Source organism: Pseudomonas syringae (assembly GCF_001698815.1).
Taxonomy (GTDB): Bacteria; Pseudomonadota; Gammaproteobacteria; order Pseudomonadales; family Pseudomonadaceae; genus Aquipseudomonas; species Aquipseudomonas syringae_A.
The window spans coordinates 22,150-37,484 of the sequence record NZ_LGSI01000012.1; the positions used below are offsets into that span (position 1 = coordinate 22,150).

Genomic DNA, 15,335 nt, shown 5'->3' on the forward strand with positions numbered 1-15,335 from the left:
CCATGGTGATCCATTGACCGAGCCGACGCCCGCTCGCCCGACTTCGATACCTCTTCGCCCCTCGGCCTGTCCGGGGTTGCTGCGTATCGTCCCGGCGCTGGACGGCGGCATCTGCCGGATCAAACTGGCGGGCGGCTCGATCAGTTCAACGCAAGCGCTGGCCGTTGCTCAGGCTGCGCAGCGGTACGCCCACGGGGTGATCGAAGCGACCAATCGCGGCAACCTGCAAATTCGCGGCATCGGCGAGCAGCAGGACGCGTTGATCCAGACACTGCTGGGTGCTGGCCTCGGGCCGAGTAACCTGGACAGCGACGACGTGCGCAACCTGATGCTCAGCCCGAGCGCCGGGCTTGATCCACACATGTTGTTCGATACGCGTCCGTTGGCGACGCAAATCCTCGCGGCACTGGAAAGCAATACGCGCTTTCACGACCTGTCACCCAAGTTCGCCCTATCGCTGGATGGCGGCGAAGGCCTGGTGATGCTCGAACATCCCCACGATCTATGGCTTTGTGCGATGCAGATGGAGGGTGAAACCTTGCTGGCCTTCGGCTTTGCCGGTTGTCCGGCGCAGGATTCGCCCTTGGCTGCTGTTCCCGTTGAGCATGGGCTGGAACTGGTACTGGCCGTGCTGGAGTTGTTTCTGGATACTGCGCGGCCCGAGCACGTGCGGATGCGCCAGTTGCTGGCGGAAATACCGGTTGAACAGCTGCTCGAGCAGTTGGCGAAGCGCTTGAATGTAGCGCTGCGGACTGATCAAAAAATAACCGATTGGCGTCGCCCAGCTATCGCCTCCAATCAGCACATCGGCATTTATCCGCAGCGTGAAACCGACAAAGTAGCCGTCAGTGGCGTGGCGCCGTTGGGCCGACTGGGTCCTGAAATGCTCACCGCCATTGCGCAGCTGGCCGCTGAAACGGGCGATGGCAGCGTGCGTTTTACTCCTTGGCAAAGCGTGCTGTTGCCCAACATCCCGACAGAACAGGCGCCCTACGTGCTAGCGAGGCTGCAAGCGGCGGGGCTGCTGTGTTCCGCCGGGCAGGCCTTGGCGCAGCTGATTGCCTGCACCGGCTCCACCGATTGCAGCAAAGGCCTGGCCGATACCAAGGGCGATGCCCGAATCCTGGCCGCGCAATTGCAAAACAATGGCCTCAGCCGAGCCGTGCATCTGACGGCGTGCCAGCGTTCCTGCGCGGCGGCCCATCGCGCGCCGGTGACCTTGCTGGCGGTGTCCGCCGGCCATTACGACCTGTATTTTCGCGATGCTGCACAACCCGGTTTCGGCGTTCTGCAGGCGCGTGACCTCACTATTGAAGCAGTCGGCGCATTGTTGATCGCCGACTCACGGAGCAGCACCCATGATTGATTACATCCGCGACGGGCAGGAGATTTATCGCAACTCCTTCTCGATCATCCGTGCGGAAGCGCGCCTGGACACCATTCCGGCGGATCTGGAAAAACTCGCCGTGCGCGTGATTCATGCCTGCGGCATGGTCGAGGTCATCGAAGACCTGCGCTTTTCGCCCGGAGCGGGCAAGGCCGGGCGCGATGCCTTGGCGGCGGGCGCGCCGATCCTGTGCGACGCGCGCATGGTTTCCGAAGGCATCACCCGCACGCGGTTGCCTGCCAATAACCAGATCATCTGTACGCTGCATGATGAAGGTGTGCGGGAAATGGCGTTGGAACGGGGTAACACCCGCTCCGCCGTGGCGCTGGAATTGTGGCGTCCGCATCTGGAAGGCAGTGTCGTAGTGATCGGCAACGCGCCGACCGCGCTGTTCTATCTGCTGGAAATGCTCGACGCTGGCGCACCGAAACCGGCGTTGATCCTCGGCTTCCCGGTAGGCTTCGTCGGCGCAGCGGAATCCAAGGCGATGCTCGCCGCTGACAGCCGTGGCGTGCCGTTCGTCATCATGCAGGGCCGTCGCGGCGGCAGCGCCATGGCGGTGGCTGCGGTCAACGCGCTGGCCACGGAGATCGAATGATGCAGGCACGCGGTCGATTGATTGGCCTGGGCGTCGGCCCCGGCGACCCGGAACTGATTACCGTCAAGGCGCTTCGCCTGCTGCGTGAGTCGCCGGTGATCGCCTATTTCGTCGCCAAGGGTAAAAAAGGCAACGCCTTCGGCATCATTGAAGGTCATTTGCAGGACGCCCAGACGCTGATGCCGCTGGTCTATCCGGTCACCACCGAAGCGCTGCCCGCGCCGATGTCCTACGAGCAAGTGATCAGCGATTTTTATGATGCCTCCAGCGCCGACGTGGCCGCGCATCTGGATGCCGGTCGTGATGTCGCCGTTATCTGCGAAGGCGACCCGTTCTTCTACGGTTCCTACATGTACCTGCACGATCGTCTCGCAGACCGTTACGAAGCGCAGGTCATTCCGGGTGTTTGCTCGATGCTCGGTGGCGCTTCGGTGCTGGGCGCGCCGCTGGTGTACCGCAATCAGAGTTTGTCGGTGTTGTCCGGCGTGCTGTCCCATGAAGAACTCAAGCGCAAACTGGCCGACGCCGACGCCGCAGTGATCATGAAGCTGGGCCGCAATTTCCCGAAAGTCCGGTTGGTGCTGGAAGAACTCGGCCTCGCCGAGCGCGCGCTGTATGTCGAGCGTGCCACCATGGCCAATCAGAAAATCGTGCCACTGGATCAGGTTGAACCCATGTCCTCGCCGTACTTCTCGCTGATTATCGTTCCCGGCGAAAGGTGGCAAGGCTGATGGTGCATAACACTCCGGCGATTGTCATTCTCGGCAACGGTAGCCTCGCCACGGCACGGCGAATTCAGCAGGTTTACCTTGGCGCAGTGATTTACGGCCTCGTGGATCGGGTTCAGGGCGCAGACCGGACCTACAGCGAATTCGGCGCCACCTTGCGTCAGATTTATCAACAAGACACGCCGATCATTGCCCTGTGCGCGGCAGGAATTGTCATCCGCACCCTCGCGCCGCTGTTGCTGGAAAAAGGCGCTGAACCGGCTGTGCTGGCAGTCGCCGAAGACGGCAGCGCCGTCGTGCCACTGTTGGGCGGGCTGGGTGGCGTCAACGTCATGGCTCGGGAAATCGCCGCCGGTTTGGGTATTACGGCGGCCATTACCACCAGCGGCGAATTGCGCTTCGGCACCTGCCTGCTCAATCCCCCGGCTGGTTATGCCTTGGGCGATCTGGAGCTGGGCAAGCGCTTCGTCTCTGATTTGCTCTCCGGCGAAAGCGTGCGCATCGAAGGTGCCGCGCCGTGGCTGGCCAAAGCTCAACTGCCCGAAGATGATCAGGCGCAGTTGGCGATTCACGTAGGCAGCGCCGAGCGCGCGCCTTCGGAACATGAACTGCTGATATACCCGCGCAGCGTTGCCGTGGCCCTCAGTGCAACGCTGCCGGAGTTGGTCGCCAGCGTTCGCGCTGCGCTGCATGAGGCCGGAATCGCCGTGCAATCCCTGGCGTGCCTGCTGGCGCCCGCCACGCAAATGGCTGACCCGCTGCTGCATCAGGCCGCTGCCGAACTGGCGGTGCCCATCCGTTTCGTGGCGCCAGCCAGCGCGAGCGAAATGGCAGCGCAAGCCGTGCTGCAATTGTTGCCGCCCATCAGCATCAGCGAAGACCTGGCCATTGTCGTCGCCCCGCAGCCGCTGGATGTCGAGCAAATTGGTCGCGGGCGCGGCAGGCTGGCGGTCATCGGCCTCGGTCCCGGTGCTGCTGATTTGATGGTGCCTGCGGTCAAGGCCGAACTGGCCCGCGCCAATGACGTGCTCGGCTACGAAACCTACGTGCGCATGGCCGGGCCGTTCCGCACCGATCAAGTGTTGCACTGCACCGACAACCGCGAAGAAATGCAGCGCGCCCGACATGCCTTCGAACTGGCGGCGTCGGGGCGCAGCGTGGTGGTCGTGTCGTCGGGCGATCCCGGCGTGTTCGCCATGGCCTCGGCGGTGCTGGAAGCCTTGCACGAATCAAGCGACCCGCAATGGCATACGGTCGAACTGGAAATCCTGCCGGGGGTTTCCGCCTCGCTGGCGACCGCTGCGCAAGCGGGCGCGCCGTTGGGCCATGATTTCTGCGTGATGTCGCTGTCCGACAACCTCAAGCCGTGGGACGTCATCGAAAAGCGTCTGGACCTGGCCTCCCAAGCCGATCTCGCGTTGGCGTTCTACAACCCGATTTCCCGTTCGCGCCCTTGGCAATTGGGCCGCGCGCTGGAAGTCGTCCGCCAGCACCGCACGCCTGAAACGCCGGTAACCTTGGGTCGCGACATCGGCCGTCCGGGCCAGACTTTGCGCATCATCACCTTGGGCGAATTGACGCCGGAGCAGGTCGACATGCGCACCATGGTATTGATCGGCTCTTCGACGACCTGTGTGTTTCCGCGTGCCGATGGCGGTACCTGGGTGTATACGCCGCGTTGGTATGGGGAAAAGCCGGGCGGCAGTCCCGATTAACAGTTGATCTGACAGCGCTTGTCCATTCTCGGGTATAAGTGGCTCGAGAATGGACGAGGAGTTGTAAGAAATATCATATTCAACCTTCGGAAACGTCACCCACGTGTTGTGGAATTGCTGGACGCCTCCAGTAAGATTGCTGGATATAAATCCGCTGTTCTTTCCTGTTTGTCGGAAGGCCTTTAACTCCCCGAGTGAATGAAAACAATACAATTCAGTCGTTGCGGGCGGAAGTGGGTGTGGTGGCTTGCTGGTTGTATGTTCATTAGTGGGTAGTAACTTGAAATAGCTGGCCTTATGTGATGAGTTGATGCTGTCGCGGTTAGCGACTAGTTTTAAGGCGTGGCCAGTTGAGCCGCTAACTAAAAACTTATGCAAGGAACGCATGATGAATCTTAACGAACAACTGTCTTTTCCTACGGCTGAAGAGTGTGATGCTTATTTCAGTGGCTTACCGCTCATCGAGCGTGCACATCGCAAGTCCGCTCCGCAGGCACTGATGGCTGCCGATGTCACTGAAAGCGGGATTGACACTGGCAACGATGCAGAAGTTAGTAAAAGTGCCCCTGCAGTCATTGCTTTTGCTGATGGCGTGAGCGCGCAAAATCGTGAAGCCGTTATGCTTGGGGTCGAATTCGCGGAGGCGGTTGCCAGCCAAAATGTAGACATTAGTAAAGACGTGGTTGAATGGACGAAACAGTATGCAGGTGCGCTCAAACACGCCGGATGGCTCTTGGTTGCGGATCGGTCCGATAAATACACTTCGTCGAACGTGAACGTAACCATGGATTCAGTGGTTCTGGAGTTGATCAGCGCTGTAGCCGGGCCTAACGCGCAAGTCGTTATCCAGCTGGTGACCACTGTGTTGGACAAACTGCAAAAAAATAAACCAGCGATGGAGCTGTTTGACCGTAATCGTAAAAAAGGCACCAGCTCGACATTTCGTATCATGCCTTGCCTGGAGTCTGCTCAAGGTATTCCGGTCACCTATTTATTGGCCATCCATTGTGAGTCTTCCACTGATTCAGGCGGAGCGCTTTTCTGGAAATGGTCGGTGTCCAAGTTGAAGCTGGAATATATCGCTAAAGGCGTAAATTTCAGCCAGGGCACTTATGAGCGTAATAAACAACGTGTCCTGGATTATCTTGATGGCAATGCTGAAGATTTTTTTGCTGGCCTGAAATAACGACATAAATGCATGGGCCACCCAAGGGTGGTCCGTACATTTCATTCGCTTGCTTTGGAATCTAATTATGGTCGTTATTAATACGAAGAAGCTGGTTGTGGGGAGTTTGCTCTCCAGCGATGCCGGGATTCCCCCGCCAGTGATGAAGGATGTTCTAGATTCGTTATTGTTTTTCCAGCTTTATGCCGACACCAAAGTCTCTCGATTCGATCCGTCAGCCGCCTGGTTTGAATATTTTGACCAAGCCGTCTTGAAGTTGAAGTGGACGACTTCTGATTATGAAGGTGATGTGGGCCCACCGCAGAGTGACCTCTGTATTAGTATTAGCGTGTTAGTCGAAAAAGTTTTGTCGAAGTATCTGGCAAGCAAGCAGGTCGAAGAAGTCAAAGAAATGATGACCTGCATCGGCAGTCTTGCTGAGGACAATCAGGCATCGCTGTTGTTTCGTCAGCAAACAGTGAAAGCTTCGGCAGAGGTTCCGGGCCGTACAGATGTTTTCCTTCAGATAGATCTTCTGGACCCGGGTCTTCGGCTGTCCTCATTGTTCGTGATATTTGGTACTACAAGCGAGGTCGGGCATGACCTATGGCACCAGACATTTCCTGAGGCCTCGCTTGTCGATGACGTTCAGGTGCGTTTCCGCCAGCGTGAATGGAATCACGCAGACAATAAGCACCTTGTTGGAAAAATCCAGGCATTTCTGGCAGACAAAAGGGAAGGAATGATACTGCCGATATCCTGTGAGGCTTCGGAGGAGGCTTCAGATGACTGATAGTCAATCCAATATCCTGTTGTCAGGTCAGAGCCTGGTTTCGTTTTCGTCCGGGATGTCTGAGCAGGAACGTGTCGATATCCTCGACTGCCTGAACTACTCGGAAATCAGGGCCGACCGCAAGAGTGACCGTCGACAAGCCTGGCGCAGGTGGATCAATTACTATCAGGCCGGGTTATTCAACAACGGTTTCGAACTGAGCGGTGCGCTGGCCTATAACGTCGTTGCAATAACAGAGCGTCGTGAGCTGCTTGATGTTGCTCGTACTGCGATTCAGGCATCAGGTAACAAGGAATTATCTGACCTTGCCCATGCCGCGTTGAACACCCTTCTGCAAAGCCAACAGGTTCAGACCTTTTTTGAGGACTCGTTCAGCGTCGGTCAAAGCGAAAGTTTTCAAGTTGTCCCCTGCCACAAGGATGTGACAGGGACCATTGATGTCATGGTGTGTGGCATGCAGATGCAGACAGCGGTAACGGACGGCTCCTGGTTGCAACGCCCTGAGTCCCTCATGACGGTAAGAATGGACGGCGGCGCTTACCGTTATTCCGCTCAAGCCTACGAACCCTACCGCGCCAAGGTGACCAAGGGGCTGGAAAGGTACTCCAGGATTTATTTCGAGAGCCTGTCACAGACCAACCAATCAAGGGGTGGGTAACCCAAATCAGGGGCCTCGATCTTCACGGCACCAGATAACCCCGAACACCGGTAAAGATAATCTGCGCGGCCAACGCGCAGACGAACAACCCCATGAGGCGGCTGACAATCTGCAAACCCTGGTCGCCCAATACCCGTTCGATGTGGTTGGACAGGTAAAGCACCACGCCAACGGTCAGGCTGGCCAGGGCGATGCTGAGGATCGCAGTGAGTTTGTCGTCCCAATGGGGCTGGCTCACGCCCATGACCAGCAGTGCGCCGATGGTGCCGGGGCCGACGGTCAGCGGGATGGTCAGCGGCACGATGGTCATGTCCTGCTGCACATTGTCGGTCTGCACCGCCGACTTGCCTTGGGCCATGCCCAGCGCGGAGATAAACAGCACGCTGCCGGCGCCGATGCGGAAAGCGTCGACGGTGATGCCGAACACACTGAAGATCACCCGCCCGAACAAATACAGCAGCACGCTGGAAACCAGCGTCGCCAGGGCCACTTTCCAGGCCAGCCGCCGTTGCTCCTTGCGTGAATGACCGCGGGTCAGGCTGATGAAGCAGGACAGGACGAAGAACGGGCTATAAAGCACCAGCATCTTCAGGTAAACGCTGAACAACACGTGGAGCATGGCTTGGGCTCGCGGCAGCAGAATAAGGACGAGGGGAGTCTATCAGGCAGCAAGCGCTGCCTTGCTGTGGATTGTCAGTTTTGCTGATAAAGGTCGCTGTCGGAGGTCAGTGCATGAGTCTTGGCACGCTGGGCAACCCAGAACTCCACCAGTTCACGCAGCTGGGACAGCTCGACGGGTTTGGCCATGTGGCCGTCCATGCCAGCCTGACGCGCGCGATCCTTGTGTTCGGTCAGGATGTGCGCGGTCAGTGCGACTACCGGGGTGCGTACACGCTGATTGCCGACCTCCCAAGCGCGCAGCTGTTCAGTGGCAGAGAAACCATCGAGGATCGGCATTTCGCAGTCCATCAGGACCAGATCGTAACGCTGGGCTTTCATTGCCCGCAGTGCTTCTTCGCCGTTGCTGGCCGTATCGGGATGCAGATTGAGCTTGCCGAGCATGCCGCGAATGACCTTGGTTGAAATACTGTTGTCTTCAGCCACCAGAATGCGGAAGTCACTGGGCACGTTGATCGGAGTGTTGAGTACCGGCGTAATGGTCTGCGGGCTTGCACCTTTATTGCGCTGGGTGAGTTCATCCGCCAGCGTTGTCTTCAAGGTGTAGCCGGCCACGGGTTTGGCAAGGATGCGCTTGACCCCGGCGTTGCGCGCGATGATCTTGCTCGGCGCGTTGCTGATGCCGGTGAGCATGATCAGCAGGATGTCGTGGTTCAGGCTTGGGTCTTCCTTGATCTTGGCCGCCAGCTGCATACCGGTCATGCCGGGCATGTTCTGGTCGAGCAGGACCACATCGAAATAATCGCGCAAGTGCGCCTTGGTGCGCAGCAGCGCCAGCGCTTCCTTGCCCGAGGGTACCGCACTAACGTTCAAGCCCCAGGCGGTGCATTGCTGGACCAACACTTTGCGGCAGGTGTCGTTGTCGTCAACCACGAGCACGCGCGCACCTTTGAGCGGGCTGTCCATGTCCAGCGGCGGCTGCTCCAGACGATCAGCGTCCAGTGGCAGGCTCAGCCATAACGTGCTGCCCTGGCTGCTACCGGTCTGGATGCCGAACTCGCCGTCCATCAGCAGGATCAACTGTCGGGCAATGACCAATCCCAGGTGACCGCCAAGCTTGCTCGCGGCCAGGAAATTCTTGCTGTGCAGTTCCGCATGCAGCAGGGCGTCGCGCTCACTAGGCGCCAGTGGTTCGCCGCTGTCCTGTACGGCAATACGCAGGCGTGGTTTACCAGCGCGTGAGTCGAGGGCGACCACCACGAGGATTTCGCCTTCGTCGGTTTTCTTCAGGGCGTTTTCCAGCAGGCTCAATACGGTCTGACGCAAGCGGGTCGGGTCACCACTGATCACCCTGGGCACTTGCGGCTGGATCAGGCTGATCAGTTCGACGTTCTGCTGTTCGGCCTTGGCCCTGAAGATATTCATGCAATCTTCGATCAGTGCACTGAGGTCGAATTGCACGTCGTCCAGCTCGATCTGGCCGGATTCCAGCTTGGTAATGTCCAGAATCTCGTTGATCAGCGTGAGGAGTTCGTTACCAGCGCTGTGCACGGTCTGCACGTAATCGCGTTGCTTGACCGACAGTGGCGTGCCCAGCAGCAATTCGGTCATGCCCAGCACGCCGTTCATGGGGGTGCGGATTTCGTGACTGATCTTGGCCAGGAATTCCGCCTTGGCGTTTATTTCCGCGGTGCTGGCGGCTTGATCACGGCTGATGCTGAAGTTGTCTTCGGTGATGCTGCGATGCCGCTCGCTGAGTGCGATGCTCATGAGCAAGCCGCTCACGCAAAACACGCCGAGCAACGTGAAAATCAGCCATTGCGGGGAAATCATCGTCAGCCACAGCAACGCGGGCAGAATGATCAGGCAGCCAATATTGAACGTGATTATTGAAACCACGAACAGCCGCGCTGGCCAGTAGCCTTTCTGCCAGTGATACGCCGAGACAAACAGGATGCTCAGGGTCGCCAGACTGACTAGCCCGAAGGTCAGCAGGTTAAGCGGCAAGGTGTCGACGAACAGAATCAGCAAACCCCCCAGCGCAATGACCAGCAGGCTGCCCAGCAACCAGCGGTCCAGCTTCACGACCTTGCGATGGTGGAAGAAACAATAGGCGTACATCAGCCCGGTAATGGCCGCGAGCAACAGGGTAAGGTGCGCGCTGGGTGTCTGGGGGATATGCCAGGTATTGAGCCAAGGCGTCAGCAGGTTGAGCAGCAGAATCGCACTCAACGCCAGCAGCGCCTCGCAGGCTGCCAGCCAGAGATTGCTGGGGGATCGTGTGTGGCCGTAGCGGGTCAGATTTTGCAGGATCAGCATTGCCAGCGAACCGAACAAAAGCCCGAATAGAAAGGGTTCACGTTCATCGGCAGCACTTTCGATTGCGGGTTGCAGCGTGATGTTGGGGCGCAGTTGCTGAGTCGAAACCAGACGCAAGTAGAGATCAAGGGGCACGTCACTCTGAGGTAACGGCAACATGAAGTCTCGGGAATGCAGCAGTTGGTCTTGGCGCGGAACCTCATTGCCGGTGCGCGAATGGTCGACCATCTGCTCGCCGTCCAGGACATACATGTCCAGGCTGGCCAGATCCGGTGCGAAGATACGCAGCAGTTGTTCGTGCTTGTTGGGTTGCAAACGATAGTGCAGCCATAGCGCACTGTTTCGATCCGCTGCGGTGATATGCGACAGATCGATGGGGCTGAATGCGTTTTCGAAGCGTGCCGAGCGGATATCGCTCAGTTGCAGATCCGCCTGGCTGTCGAGCAAGGTTGACCAGCCCGCACTCTGCTCCGCTTGCGCAGTCAGCATGAAGAGCAGGGTCAGCACCCCGACGGTTAATCTTTTGGCAATCCTGAGCCAGCGCACGGCGAAATCCCTTCGTAGATGAATGCCTGATAACCCTGCGCGGTGCTGAAATAACCAGAAAAATTCGAACAATCGGACCAATTGCGGGGCGAGTCATCTGTCTCGCCCCGCAGGATTGCGCCCGGCTCTGGTTGCCTGACGGCCTTATTCCTGCTCTTCACCGCGCTCGCGTGCAATGGCGCGATAGCCAATGTCACTGCGATAGAAACAACCTTCCCAATCAATCTTTGCTGCCAGCGCATACGCCTGTTGTTGCGCATCGCCCACGCTGTCACCCATGGCTGTCGCACACAGAACGCGGCCGCCACTGGTCACCACTTGACCATCCTGTAACGCGGTGCCGGCATGAAACACCTTACCCGACAGTTGCGCTGCGTCGTCCAGACCCTTGATCGCTGCGCCCTTCGCGTAATCGCCAGGGTAACCGCCAGCGGCCAGAACAATGCCCAGGCTTGGGCGAGGGTCCCATTGCGCTTCGACTTTATCCAGTGCCTGCGCCAATGCCGCCTCGACCAGCAACACGAGGCTGGACTGCAAGCGCAGCATCACGGGTTGGGTTTCCGGATCGCCAAAGCGGCAGTTGAACTCGATAACCTTCGGATTACCAGCTTTGTCGATCATCAAACCAGCATAGAGGAAGCCGGTATAAATATTACCTTCGTCAGCCATGCCTCGGACGGTCGGCCATATGACCAGATCCATCACACGCTGATGCACCTCGGCGGTTACCACCGGGGCTGGGGAATAAGCACCCATGCCGCCAGTATTCGGGCCGCTGTCGCCGTCGCCGACGCGCTTGTGATCCTGGCTGGTGGCCATCGGCAGGACATTCTTGCCGTCGACCATGACAATGAAACTGGCTTCTTCGCCATCGAGAAACTCCTCGATGACCACACGCGAACCCGCTTCACCAAAGGCGTTGCCGGCCAGCATGTCACGTACCGCGTCTTCAGCTTCGACCAGGGTCATGGCGACGATAACGCCTTTGCCCGCAGCCAGGCCGTCGGCCTTGATGACGATTGGCGCGCCCTTTTCACGAAGGTAAGCCAGGGCGGGCTCGATTTCAGTGAAGTTCTGATAATCGGCAGTCGGGATCTTGTGGCGAGCCAGGAAATCCTTGGTGAATGCTTTGGAGCCTTCCAGCTGGGCAGCGCCAGCGGTAGGGCCGAAGCAATCCAGGCCACGGCTGCGGAACAGATCGACAACACCTGCGACCAGCGGCACTTCCGGGCCAACGATGGTCAGCGAAACATTCTTTTCTGCGAAGTCTGCCAGTTGTTCAAGGGCGAGCACGTCGATGGCGACGTTTTCGCACTTGGCTTCGATGGCGGTGCCGGCATTGCCAGGGGCAACGAAAACCTTCACGACGCGTGGGTCCTGGGCAACTTTCCAGGCCAAAGCGTGTTCACGTCCGCCGCTGCCGATGATCAAAACATTCATTTCAAAAACCTCGATGACGCTAATTCTGTAGAGGGGAGCTGCCAACCGGTTCCTGTGGGAGTGAGCTTGCTCGCGAAGGCGATGTGTCGGCATTTAATGATGCGTCGACTGTACCGGCCTCTTCGCGAGCAAGCTCGCATCCCACGGGTGCCATTGATCAATGGCGGAAATGGCGCATCCCGGTGAACACCATCGCAATGCCCGCTTCATCAGCCGCGGCAATCACTTCGTTGTCGCGCATCGAACCGCCTGGCTGGATGACTGCGGTGATGCCGACCTTGGCCGCGTTATCGATGCCGTCGCGGAACGGGAAGAATGCGTCCGAGGCCATCACAGCACCCTGGACCTGCAGACCGGCGTGTTCGGCCTTGATCGCGGCAATACGTGCCGAGTTGACGCGGCTCATCTGGCCGGCGCCGACGCCGATGGTCTGGCGATTGCGGGCGTAGACGATGGCGTTGGACTTGACGTATTTCGCGACTTTCCAGGCGAAGATCAGGTCGTGGATTTCCTGTTCGGTCGGCGCGCGTTGGGTGACGATTTTCAGGTCATCGGCGCCGATCATGCCGATATCGCGGCTCTGCACCAGCAGACCGCCGTTGACACGCTTGTAGTCCCAGGCCGCTGCACGTTCGGCAGCCCACTGGCCGGTGGTCAACAGACGCACGTTGGTTTTGGTGGCGACGATGGCCTGGGCTTCGGCGCTGACGCTTGGGGCGATGATCACTTCCACGAACTGACGCTCGACGATGGCCTTGGCGGTTGCAGCGTCCAGCTCGCGGTTGAAGGCGATGATGCCGCCGAACGCGGATTCGGTATCGGTGGCGTAGGCCAGTTCGTAAGCCTGACGGATGCCGCCTTCAGCGTCCGGGCAAACCGCAACGCCGCACGGGTTGGCGTGCTTGACGATGACGCAGGCTGGCTTGACGAAGCTTTTCACGCATTCCAGCGCGGCGTCGGTATCGGCCACGTTGTTGAACGACAGTTCCTTACCTTGCAGCTGGGTCGCAGTGGCGATGCCCACTTCGGCAGGATTGGCTTCGACGTAGAACGCTGCACTTTGGTGCGGGTTCTCGCCGTAGCGCATTTCCTGCGCCTTGATGAACTGGCTGTTGAAGGTGCGCGGGAAGTCGCTGCGGCCGGAGGTCGACAGGGTTTCAGCAGTTTGGTCGATGCTGCCCAGATAATTGGCGATCATGCCGTCGTAGGCCGCGGTGTGTTCGAATGCCTTGAGCATCAGGTCGAAGCGCTGTGCGTACGTCAGGCCGCCAGCCTTGAGGCTTTCCAGCACCTGGCTGTAGTCGCTGGCGTTAACCACGATGGCTACGTCTTTATGGTTTTTTGCCGCAGAACGGACCATGGTCGGGCCGCCGATATCGATGTTTTCGATGGCGGTCGGCAGGTCGCAGCCTGGCTTGGCGACAGTGGCCTGGAAGGGGTAGAGATTGACCGCGACCAGATCGATCGGCTTGATGCCGTGCTCGTTCATGATGGCGTCGTCGATACCGCGACGACCGAGGATGCCGCCGTGGATTTTCGGGTGCAGGGTCTTGACCCGACCGTCCATCATTTCCGCAAAACCGGTGTAGTCGGCAACTTCTACCGCTGCGACGCCGTTGTCCTTCAAAAGCTTGAAGGTGCCGCCAGTGGAAAGGATCTCGACGCCAAGGGCTTCCAGCTCGCGGGCAAATTCGAGGATTCCCGTCTTGTCGGAAACACTGATCAGGGCGCGGCGGATCGGCAGGCGTGTGGTCTGGTCGGTCATCTCAATTTCCATCAAAAGCGAAGGTTGTCAGCAAAAAAGGCGACGTCAGGCTGTATGAACACTGCTTCGCTCGACAATACTGCGTTAAAAACAGGCTCGGAATTTAGGGGCCTAAACTCCGCTTCCTCGCCTGTTTTTGCCTTGTCTTGCCTTCGCTCGCTACGTGTTCAAACACCCTGAGGTGGGCCGCCTTTTTGTCTTGAATGCTTAAAGCAGATCGTACTGCTTGAGTTTCTTGCGCAAGGTGCCGCGGTTCAGGCCCAGCAGCTCGGACGCTTTGGTCTGGTTGCCCTTGACGTAATTCATCACGCTTTCGAGCAGCGGCGCCTCGACTTCCGACAACACCAGGTTGTAGACGTCAGTGACGGGAGCGCCTTCGAGGTGGGCGAAATAATTGTGCAGCGCCTTCTCGACACTGCCGCGCAGGGTCTGGCCCTCTTCGCTCGGCGTGTTGAGGTGCTGTTTCAAATTGACGTTGTCGCTCACGGGTGTTGTTCCACTCACTAAAGTCTCGGTCATCATCGTCATGCGGCCACCTCTTCTTCTTTCCCTGCATCCGGGCTTTCGTAGCGTTCGCTGAAAAACTCGCGGACGTTGGCGCACTGTGCTTCTGTATCCTGCAAACGATTGAAGTGGGCGCGAAACTCCCTGGCGCCCGGCAAGGTTGCGAGATACCAGCCGACATGCTTGCGCGCAATACGCACGCCAAGCACATCGCCATAGAAAACGTGAAGCGCTGCCAAATGCTCTAGCAGAATGCGTTCCACTTCACTTAATTGCAGAGTCGGCAATGTCTCGCCGGTTCGCAGGTAGTGTTCTATTTCGCGAAAAATCCATGGACGCCCTTGAGCGGCCCGGCCAATCAACAGTCCGTCGGCGCCGGTCGCGTGCAAGACGTGCCGGGCTTTCTGGGGTGAATCGATGTCGCCATTGGCAAATACCGGAATCGACATCGCCTGCTTGATTTCAGCGATGGTGTCGTATTCGGCTTCACCGGTGTAAAGGTCGGCACGGGTGCGTCCATGGACGGCCAACGCCTGGATCCCGGCCTGCTCGGCGATTTTCGCAATCGTCAGGCCATTCTTGTTCGCCCGGTCCCAGCCGGTGCGTATCTTCAAGGTGACCGGCACATCGACTGCGGCAACCACTGCCTGCAGGATCTCGTTCACCAGATGCTCGTCTTTCAACAGCGCAGAACCCGCCGCCTTGTTACACACTTTTTTCGCCGGACATCCCATGTTGATGTCGATGATCTGCGCGCCCAGTTCAACGTTGGCGCGCGCGGCGTCGGCGAGCATTTGCGGGTCACCACCGGCGATCTGTACCGAGCGCGGCTCGGGATCACCTTCGTGGATCATGCGCAGCCGCGACTTGCGGCTGTTCCACAGGCTCATGTCACTGGTGACCATTTCCGAAACCACCAGACCCGCGCCGAGTTGGCGGCAGAGCTGACGAAAGGGCTGGTCGGTGACGCCCGCCATGGGGGCGAGAATCAAGCCATTGTGCAATGTATACGGACCGATGCGTACCGCCGACATAGGTGTGCCTGTTGTGGGGGCCGAATCATCGCAGGCCGTGATGACTGCTCGATGTTCACGGTCTG

13 protein-coding genes are annotated in these 15,335 nt (G+C 58.7%); 7 read left to right on the top strand and 6 right to left on the bottom strand.

The window, feature by feature from the left end; translation table 11 throughout:
* Positions 1–13: 13 nt before the first annotated feature.
* From cobG to AFK24_RS03085, 7 genes are all read left to right on the top strand, one after another.
* A complete protein-coding gene (cobG, locus tag AFK24_RS03055) occupies positions 14–1,366 on the top strand; it encodes a precorrin-3B synthase (RefSeq protein WP_080482024.1) in 1,353 nt (450 codons plus the stop codon).
* Complete coding sequence (locus AFK24_RS03060; RefSeq protein WP_065831837.1) at positions 1,359–1,985, top strand: precorrin-8X methylmutase; 627 nt, start codon at positions 1,359–1,361, stop codon at positions 1,983–1,985. Before cobG ends, AFK24_RS03060 begins: the two co-directional genes overlap by 8 nt.
* Entirely contained in the window at positions 1,982–2,716 is a 735-nt protein-coding gene (locus AFK24_RS03065; RefSeq protein WP_414705926.1) for a precorrin-2 C(20)-methyltransferase, read from the top strand. Before AFK24_RS03060 ends, AFK24_RS03065 begins: the two co-directional genes overlap by 4 nt.
* The gene (gene cobJ, locus AFK24_RS03070; RefSeq protein WP_065831838.1) at positions 2,716–4,428 is read left to right on the top strand and encodes a precorrin-3B C(17)-methyltransferase; all 1,713 of its coding nucleotides are present in this window, start codon (positions 2,716–2,718) and stop codon (positions 4,426–4,428) included. Before AFK24_RS03065 ends, cobJ begins: the two co-directional genes overlap by 1 nt.
* A 388-nt stretch (positions 4,429–4,816) precedes the next feature.
* Positions 4,817–5,614, top strand: coding sequence for a hypothetical protein (locus tag AFK24_RS03075; protein ID WP_065831839.1), 798 nt, complete (start codon positions 4,817–4,819; stop codon positions 5,612–5,614).
* A gap of 67 nt (positions 5,615–5,681) precedes the next feature.
* Positions 5,682–6,386, top strand: coding sequence for a hypothetical protein (locus AFK24_RS03080; protein ID WP_065831840.1), 705 nt, complete (start codon positions 5,682–5,684; stop codon positions 6,384–6,386).
* Entirely contained in the window at positions 6,379–7,044 is a 666-nt protein-coding gene (locus AFK24_RS03085) for a hypothetical protein (RefSeq protein WP_065831841.1), read from the top strand. Before AFK24_RS03080 ends, AFK24_RS03085 begins: the two co-directional genes overlap by 8 nt.
* Positions 7,045–7,066: 22 nt before the next feature.
* On the opposite strand, the gene AFK24_RS03090 is transcribed toward AFK24_RS03085, so the two are convergent.
* The 6 genes from AFK24_RS03090 to dusB all read right to left on the bottom strand — a co-directional run bounded on the left by AFK24_RS03090 (position 7,067) and on the right by dusB (position 15,270).
* Positions 7,067–7,663 carry a MarC family protein gene (locus AFK24_RS03090; protein WP_020292694.1) on the bottom strand — a complete coding sequence of 199 codons (597 nt, stop codon included), beginning with the start codon at positions 7,661–7,663 and terminating at the stop codon, positions 7,067–7,069.
* 74 nt (positions 7,664–7,737) lie between these two features.
* Positions 7,738–10,527, bottom strand: a complete 2,790-nt coding sequence (locus tag AFK24_RS03095; RefSeq protein ID WP_065831842.1) for a hybrid sensor histidine kinase/response regulator — start codon at positions 10,525–10,527, stop codon at positions 7,738–7,740.
* A gap of 144 nt (positions 10,528–10,671) precedes the next feature.
* Positions 10,672–11,967, bottom strand: a complete 1,296-nt coding sequence (gene purD / locus AFK24_RS03100; RefSeq protein ID WP_065831843.1) for a phosphoribosylamine--glycine ligase — start codon at positions 11,965–11,967, stop codon at positions 10,672–10,674.
* 157 nt (positions 11,968–12,124) lie between these two features.
* On the bottom strand, positions 12,125–13,732 hold the full coding sequence (gene purH / locus AFK24_RS03105; RefSeq protein ID WP_065831844.1) for a bifunctional phosphoribosylaminoimidazolecarboxamide formyltransferase/IMP cyclohydrolase: 1,608 nt from the start codon (positions 13,730–13,732) through the stop codon (positions 12,125–12,127).
* Between the two features lie 207 nt (positions 13,733–13,939).
* The gene (gene fis, locus AFK24_RS03110; RefSeq protein WP_020292698.1) at positions 13,940–14,260 is read right to left on the bottom strand and encodes a DNA-binding transcriptional regulator Fis; all 321 of its coding nucleotides are present in this window, start codon (positions 14,258–14,260) and stop codon (positions 13,940–13,942) included.
* Positions 14,257–15,270, bottom strand: coding sequence for a tRNA dihydrouridine synthase DusB (gene dusB / locus AFK24_RS03115; RefSeq protein ID WP_065831845.1), 1,014 nt, complete (start codon positions 15,268–15,270; stop codon positions 14,257–14,259). Before dusB ends, fis begins: the two co-directional genes overlap by 4 nt.
* Positions 15,271–15,335 lie beyond the last annotated feature (65 nt).

Coding starts and splice junctions, on each gene's coding strand:
- AFK24_RS03060 (WP_065831837.1), top strand. CDS start 1,359: ATGATTGATTACATCCGCGACGGGCAGGAGATTTATCGCAACTCCTTC.
- AFK24_RS03065 (WP_414705926.1), top strand. CDS start 1,982: ATGATGCAGGCACGCGGTCGATTGATTGGCCTGGGCGTCGGCCCCGGC.
- cobJ (WP_065831838.1), top strand. CDS start 2,716: ATGGTGCATAACACTCCGGCGATTGTCATTCTCGGCAACGGTAGCCTC.
- AFK24_RS03075 (WP_065831839.1), top strand. CDS start 4,817: ATGAATCTTAACGAACAACTGTCTTTTCCTACGGCTGAAGAGTGTGAT.
- AFK24_RS03080 (WP_065831840.1), top strand. CDS start 5,682: ATGGTCGTTATTAATACGAAGAAGCTGGTTGTGGGGAGTTTGCTCTCC.
- AFK24_RS03085 (WP_065831841.1), top strand. CDS start 6,379: ATGACTGATAGTCAATCCAATATCCTGTTGTCAGGTCAGAGCCTGGTT.
- AFK24_RS03090 (WP_020292694.1), bottom strand. CDS start 7,663: ATGCTCCACGTGTTGTTCAGCGTTTACCTGAAGATGCTGGTGCTTTAT.
- purD (WP_065831843.1), bottom strand. CDS start 11,967: ATGAATGTTTTGATCATCGGCAGCGGCGGACGTGAACACGCTTTGGCC.
- purH (WP_065831844.1), bottom strand. CDS start 13,732: ATGACCGACCAGACCACACGCCTGCCGATCCGCCGCGCCCTGATCAGT.
- fis (WP_020292698.1), bottom strand. CDS start 14,260: ATGACGATGATGACCGAGACTTTAGTGAGTGGAACAACACCCGTGAGC.
- dusB (WP_065831845.1), bottom strand. CDS start 15,270: ATGTCGGCGGTACGCATCGGTCCGTATACATTGCACAATGGCTTGATT.